The organism is Silanimonas sp. (assembly GCF_027531545.1).
In the GTDB taxonomy this organism is placed as follows: domain Bacteria; phylum Pseudomonadota; class Gammaproteobacteria; order Xanthomonadales; family Xanthomonadaceae; genus Silanimonas.
In genome coordinates this window covers 1-5,856 of the sequence record NZ_JAPZSC010000022.1, presented here as the reverse complement: position 1 = coordinate 5,856, position 5,856 = coordinate 1, and the positions used below count along the sequence as shown (strand labels likewise).

The following is a 5,856-nucleotide window of genomic DNA, read 5'->3' as shown; positions in this document are numbered from 1 at the left end:
GGCCGCCAGCAGCACGATGCGCGCACGCTGCTGAAGACGCACCTCGATGCGCTTGCGCTGCGACAGCACCCGCAGTTCCCGGTCCGTCCGCTCATCCAACTCGATCGTCTTGGCAACCCGCATCGCCCACCTCCTGGGCGGCTTGGAGTATGCCGGGGCCATTAAGTTCTACGATTTGGCGCGCACTACACTAGATTAGGAGCGCCGATGTCTACTCGGGGTCGGGTTGAGACGGCCGCCCCATCGGATTCATCGCCAGATAGCCGACGTCGAAGGTTCGATGCCCGGAAGCAGCCGATCGCCACTGCGTGCAATCGACCCCGAGCGGAAGTAGCTGCTGGCGCTTTCGATGCCCGCTGTGCAGCGAGTGCTGACCCAAAAGACTAGCACGCGGATTCACACAAACTGACACCAAGCGGACGCTGAGACCACCCGTTCAGCCACAGGGCCACTCAGACGGTGCGCCCGTCCATCGCCATCGGTCAACTTGATGGCGCCGTGACGCAGCATGTGTAGGTGACTGAGGCCGGCGCGTTGCTCGAGCTGAACGGCGCTGCGAGGGACGCCGCCACGCAGGGCGCGTGCACGCAAGCCGAAGCGATGTGGCAGTCCGGTGAGCCGATTGAGGCGGTCCTCGATGGGACGAAAGGTGTACCTTTCGGGACGATCGATCATCAGGCGTTCCGCTCAGCGGTCTACATTGCAAGTCTCAGGCGCGAGATGCGCCGGACCTTGTCCGATTGCCCGCAGGAGCCTTGCCCATGCTGATGCCCCGACTTCCCGTCCCCGCGCTTAGCGTGCCCACGCTCACCCACGGCGACTACCTGCTGACCGGCGAAACGCCGCCTAACTTCACGCTGGTCGTCTTCTACCGGGGCCTGCACTGCCCGATCTGCATGAAGTACCTTCTCGAGCTGGCCCGGCTGCAGCCGGAATTCGACAAGCGTGGCGTCCGGGTGATCGCCATCTCCAGTGATGGACGCGAGCGCGCCGAGGCCTTGGCAGAGAAGCTGCGGGCTCCCGATCTGCGCATCGGCTACGACCTGCCGCTGGCAACCGCTCGCGAGTGGGGCCTGTACATCAGCACATCGCGGGGCCAGACGTCGATCGGCATCGAAGAGCCGCCGCTGTTCTCCGAACCCGGCGTCTTCATCGTCCGGCCGGACGGAACGCTCTATTACGGCGCCGTGCAGACCATGCCGTTCGCCAGGCCGCACTTCGATGAACTGCTCGCAGCCATCGACTTTGCCCTGGCCAAGAACTACCCCGCACGCGGCGAGTACGCCGGCGCCCTGTGAGCGCCACCCCGCGAGCGGTCCTCTTCGATACCGGAGGCACCGTGCTCGACTGGCACGGCTCGCTGGTCAGCGAGTTGCGCAGTCTCGGGGTGGACCGCCTGCAAGGTATCGAGCCAAGCGCATTCGTCAACGACTGGCGGCGCCGGTCGATGCGGGCGATCGTGGGTCAGGTACGGCCTGCCTTCGACATGGACGACGTGCACCTGCGCGCACTCGATGAGACGGTCGCCCACTTCGGCATCCCGGCACTGGACCCCACCGCCCAGCAGCAGCTCTGGCGCGGCTGGCATCGGCTGCGCGCCTGGCCCGACTTTCCGCCAGCGCTCGCGAGACTTCGTGAGAAGCTGCCCGTCGTCTCGTTCACGATGCTGCCGCTGCCTCTGGTGGTGGACGTGTCGCGGCTAAATGGGCTGACATGGGATGCCGTCGTCTCGTGCCAGATGATCGGTGTCTATAAGCCCCATCGAGAGGCCTACGACACCGCGCTGAAGTGGCTGGGCTTGCGTGCCGAAGAGGCGCTGATGGTGGCCTGCCACAACTTCGACCTGAATGCAGCGCAGGACGCCGGCATGAAGACCGCGTTCGTCCGCCGGCCGCTGGAATGGGGGCCCGAGGGGCCGCCCGATCCCCACCCCAACCGGTCCTACGATCACTTGGTCGATGGATTCGACGAACTCGTGACAGCGGTGTTCGGCGGGTAGCCGCTGTCACTGCGCCTGGCTTGCGCTGTCTGCCTCGCCTGCAGCGGACAGGTGCGCGAGCAGCGGCGCGTATCCGTCGCGGGCCAGGGCAGCGCCTCGGTCCTTGTACAAGTGGTCCTGGCCCTTGACGCCGTGACCCTCCAGCAGGCGGTTCATCAGGTTGAACAGGCCGATCGTCAGCACCGCGTCGTGCAGGTCCCGCTCGGTCCACCCTGCCTCGAAGACTGCCTGTGCGTCGGCCGCCACCATCTTCGAAGGCGCCAGGGTGAGCTTGCGGGCGTAAGCCAGCAGAGGCCGCAGCTTCGGTTCCACCGGCGCCGACTCCAGATCGTCCAGCAGCCGTTCGATCAGCGTCTCTTCGATGCCGAAGGCGAGCGCCGTCTGGCGATGAACCCCGTGACAGTAGGCGCAGGCATTGACGCCGGACACGTAGGCGGCCAGCAACTCCTTGTGCGGCGCCGCGAGCGCCGTGTCCTGCCGCAGCACGGCAGTGTGAAACTCGATCAACGCGCGACCCGCCCTCGGGTTCAGTCCCAGGATGTGCCGAACGCCGGCGTCGTGCGGAAGGCTGGCGAAGAAGGTCATGATCGTCCTCTGATCTAGGGCCGTCAGCGCTCAGGCCCGTTGGTGAACTCGAGATCGGCGATGAATCCCAGACTCTCGCCGCGCGTGTTGTCCGCGTCCGCACCCACCGCGATGGCCAGAATCCTGGGGACGCGGGTGGTCTCGTCGCCGAAGGCCCTGACGAAGTCCGCCGCCAGGTCGCGCTGCACGGCCTGCCAGGACCCGGTCGTCGTGCCGAGCGTGATGTAGCGGACCCGCCGGCTGTAGACGTTCGGCACGACCGTACCCTCTGGCCACGACGGATCCCACGCGTAGCACACCGTCGCGGTCGGCAACGACTCTCTGGTGCGGCTCTCGGCCAGCCGCAGAAGCTGCCGCTCCACGAAGGGCACCGCCGCCCGCGGCATGTCGAACAGCGCGCAAACCTTCAGCGCCACGTCATCGTCTTCGCGAGTTCGCAGGTCGGCAAGGGTCAGTGCCTTGTCGACACGCCACCGCCAGGACAGCCGCCCTGCTGGCACGTCCTTCAGCGCATGCACCAGGTTGCCGTAGGAGGCCGCCGCCTGAACGCGCAGCACCGTCTCGCCGTCTTGCCGCTCGAGAACGAAGCGCGTGGCCGGAGGCGTCTGGCCTGGGAGCCCGGCAAAGACCCAGGGCGCCTGCGGCAGGGAACCCGGAGGACCTGCCAGGGGCGCAAGGATCGACGCCGCAGCCGCGCACGGTGCCAGCGCACCCATCAATGCGGAGCAGGCTCGCCAGCCGACGGACCTCGACAAGAGGGAGCCCGACCTGTCGACCGATGCACTCACGTGCGCAGCACCGACAGCCACGCCTTCTGATCGGCGCTGAGCGCCTCGTCGGGCGTCAGCACGGCACTGGCGAGCGCCTGCCGGCTGTCGGGCTCGGGTTCCGGCAGCGGCATGCGCAGCAGTTCGTCGAGGACCTGCCGGGCCATGGACAAGGTCTGACCGTAACGCTCGAAGATCGCGCCCACGCTGACGTGCTGCGACGGGTCGTCCAGCCAGCTGTCGTAATCGGTGACCAGGCCCACCGTGGCGTAGGCCATCTGCGCCTCGCGCGCCAGAAACGCCTCCGGCACGTTCGTCATGCCCACCAGATGGCAGCCCAGTTGCCGCAGCAGATGGCTCTCCGCCTGGGTACCCAGGCGAGGCCCCTCGACGCAGGCGTAGGTCAGACCCCTTGTCAGAGAAGTGCCGGTACGTTCCGCGGCGGCCTGCACCGCCTCGACCATCGCCGCGCTGACGGGTCGAGCCGTCGAGACATGGGCCGCAACCCCGCCGCCGAAGAACGACTGCTCCCGGCGGCCCCGAGTCCAGTCGACGTACTGCTCGGGCATCGCCAACGTGCCCGGCGCTACCTCGAGTGCGAGGCTGCCGACGGCCGAGAACCCCAGCAGTATCGTGGCGCCCGCCCGCTTGAGCGCGAAAACGTTGGCGCGGTAGTTCACCTCGTGCGGCAGCAACCGGTGGCCAGCGCCATGGCGTGCGAGGAACAGAAGCTCGCGGTCATGCAGGCGACCGCGAAGGACGTCGCCCGACGCCCTGCCGAACGGCGTGTCGCCCGCGATGCGCTCGAGGATGTCGAGTCCGGGCAGTTCATAGAGGCCTGTGCCTCCCACGATGGCGAGCATCTGATTTACTCCAAGGGTCGGACCGCATCGGCAATCGCGTACTCCGGCCCACGAACGATGCGATCGAAGTACGACGCATGGGCGTCGCTGCCCTCAGGCCAAACGGCCTCGAAACCGGACCGCCAGCGCGGCAGGTCGATGTCAATGGCGATGGCCTCTGCCACCACCCCACCGCCGAGTTCGACGCCGAACCGCCTGTGCGCCTGGGCAGACGGCTCGACGGCGATGCGGGTGAGCAGTCCGGCGGCATCGCCTCGGAAGTTGGGCATGCCGGCAGCGCCGTTGTTGAGGATCCAACGCGCGTGCCGGCCTTGCGACCCCGGCACCGCCTGGAACACCGGCAGGCAGGTGTGGGTGCAGGCGAAGGCGTCCACACCCGCGCGGCCCAGCCAGCGCGCGACCTCGGCGCGGTGGTCCGGCGCGCGCAGGTGCTCCTGCGCGAAGCCCCAGCCCGCCAGCGAGGTGGCGTCGCCGTGCACGATGCCCAGCCGCAGCGGCCCGACATCGGCACGCTGCCACATCGGCAGCGTCGCCAACGCCGCGCGCTGGCCTGCGTCTGCCGCCGTCCGCAGGCGCGCCAGGATGCGGTTGGAGCGCTCCACCACGCCGTCGCCCACCCAGTCCGGATAAGCGCAGCCGCAGCCGGCGTCGGCGTCCGCGTTCGGGTCCGCCAGTTCGGTCTCGACGTTGCCGCGCAGGGCATCGTGCGCCAACACCCCGCGCTGCACCTGCGCGAAGACCGCCGGGTCGGCATCGAACCAGTGGAAGTCGCCGTTGAAGACCAACCGCTTGCGGCCCCGTTCGCGGTCGAACAGCTCCAGCACGCGGTCCAGCGCCAGCGGATTGCCGTACAGGCCGCCCACCACGTACAGCACGTCGAGGGACCGAAGGTGCTCCGGCGCGTCGATGGCGAAGTCTTCGGGTCGGTACCGGTAGTGCAGCGGGCAGCTGCGCCCCGGCGCCGACGCGACCGACGGCGCGGCATCGTCAACCTCGATCACTTCGCCACCACAGCGGCGGCGATGCCGGCCAGCGCCTTGCCCACCTGCTCGGCCGCTGCACAGTCCCGCTGGCCGTGGCGGTGCATCAGCCACTGCGGGTCGTTGTAGCCGAGCCAGGTCTGGCCGGCCGCATCGGCCCACACCAGCGCCTTCATCGGCAGGTCGATGCCGGTCAACTGGGCGCACAGCATCAGCGGCGTGCCGGCCTGCGGGTTGCCGAAGATCAGCAGTTCGGTCGGCCGCAAGGTCTGGCCGATGCGCTGCGCTGCGGCGGCATGATCAATGCGGGCCACTACCGCGAGGTTGCGCTTCTTCACCTCGGCTTCCAGCCGGTTCATCGTCTCGGCCGGCGTGTGCGGGCTCTGCAGCGCAGTCAGACCGTACGTGGCGGTGGCGCGGTTGCCGCCATGCCCCGGGCCGCCAGCGCCGTGGTGGGCGCTCATCGCGCCGCAGCCGCCCAGAAGCAGCGCGCCGAGGGTGAGGGCCAATCCTCTAGACATGTGGCTCTTCTGAATTTCGTGTGGGTTACCGGGCATGAGGGTTGACCGCTGCGAAGTCGAGCTTGCCTGCGATCAGGAAGACGACGGTCCTGATCGTGTCGAAGCTGGCGAAGCCGCGCGCTCGGCGCTTGGCGGCCTGGA

7 protein-coding genes are annotated in these 5,856 nt (G+C 68.3%); 2 read left to right on the top strand and 5 right to left on the bottom strand.

Translation table 11 applies throughout. The annotated features are described in order from the left end of the window. The first annotated feature begins 761 nt into the window (after window positions 1-761). Window positions 762-1,298: a peroxiredoxin-like family protein gene (locus O9280_RS13490; RefSeq protein ID WP_298343758.1), complete on the top strand. Its 537-nt coding sequence runs from the start codon at window positions 762-764 to the stop codon at window positions 1,296-1,298. Beyond that, a complete protein-coding gene (locus tag O9280_RS13485) occupies window positions 1,295-1,999 on the top strand; it encodes an HAD-IA family hydrolase (protein WP_298343755.1) in 705 nt (234 codons plus the stop codon). The genes O9280_RS13490 and O9280_RS13485 overlap by 4 nt, the downstream gene beginning before the upstream one ends. A gap of 6 nt (window positions 2,000-2,005) precedes the next feature. Here the strand turns inward: O9280_RS13485 and O9280_RS13480 are convergent, their stop codons facing one another. The 5 genes from O9280_RS13480 to O9280_RS13460 form a co-directional block, all read right to left on the bottom strand. Next, complete coding sequence (locus O9280_RS13480) at window positions 2,006-2,584, bottom strand: peroxidase-related enzyme (RefSeq protein WP_298343752.1); 579 nt, start codon at window positions 2,582-2,584, stop codon at window positions 2,006-2,008. 23 nt (window positions 2,585-2,607) lie between these two features. Then, complete coding sequence (locus O9280_RS13475; protein WP_298343749.1) at window positions 2,608-3,300, bottom strand: DUF3047 domain-containing protein; 693 nt, start codon at window positions 3,298-3,300, stop codon at window positions 2,608-2,610. 68 nt (window positions 3,301-3,368) lie between these two features. Continuing rightward, window positions 3,369-4,214, bottom strand: coding sequence for an MTAP family purine nucleoside phosphorylase (locus O9280_RS13470; RefSeq protein ID WP_298343746.1), 846 nt, complete (start codon window positions 4,212-4,214; stop codon window positions 3,369-3,371). Between the two features lie 5 nt (window positions 4,215-4,219). After that, a complete protein-coding gene (locus O9280_RS13465) occupies window positions 4,220-5,215 on the bottom strand; it encodes a hypothetical protein (RefSeq protein WP_298343744.1) in 996 nt (331 codons plus the stop codon). Then, the gene (locus tag O9280_RS13460) at window positions 5,212-5,715 is read right to left on the bottom strand and encodes a DUF302 domain-containing protein (RefSeq protein ID WP_298343741.1); all 504 of its coding nucleotides are present in this window, start codon (window positions 5,713-5,715) and stop codon (window positions 5,212-5,214) included. The genes O9280_RS13465 and O9280_RS13460 overlap by 4 nt, the downstream gene beginning before the upstream one ends. Between the last annotated feature and the right edge of the window lie 141 nt (window positions 5,716-5,856).

Bases quoted from the DNA above. Each gene is read 5' to 3' on its own strand.
- O9280_RS13490 (WP_298343758.1), top strand. From the start codon at position 762: ATGCTGATGCCCCGACTTCCCGTCCCCGCGCTTAGCGTGCCCACGCTC.
- O9280_RS13480 (WP_298343752.1), bottom strand. From the start codon at position 2,584: ATGACCTTCTTCGCCAGCCTTCCGCACGACGCCGGCGTTCGGCACATC.
- O9280_RS13475 (WP_298343749.1), bottom strand. From the start codon at position 3,300: ATGGGTGCGCTGGCACCGTGCGCGGCTGCGGCGTCGATCCTTGCGCCC.
- O9280_RS13470 (WP_298343746.1), bottom strand. From the start codon at position 4,214: ATGCTCGCCATCGTGGGAGGCACAGGCCTCTATGAACTGCCCGGACTC.
- O9280_RS13460 (WP_298343741.1), bottom strand. From the start codon at position 5,715: ATGTCTAGAGGATTGGCCCTCACCCTCGGCGCGCTGCTTCTGGGCGGC.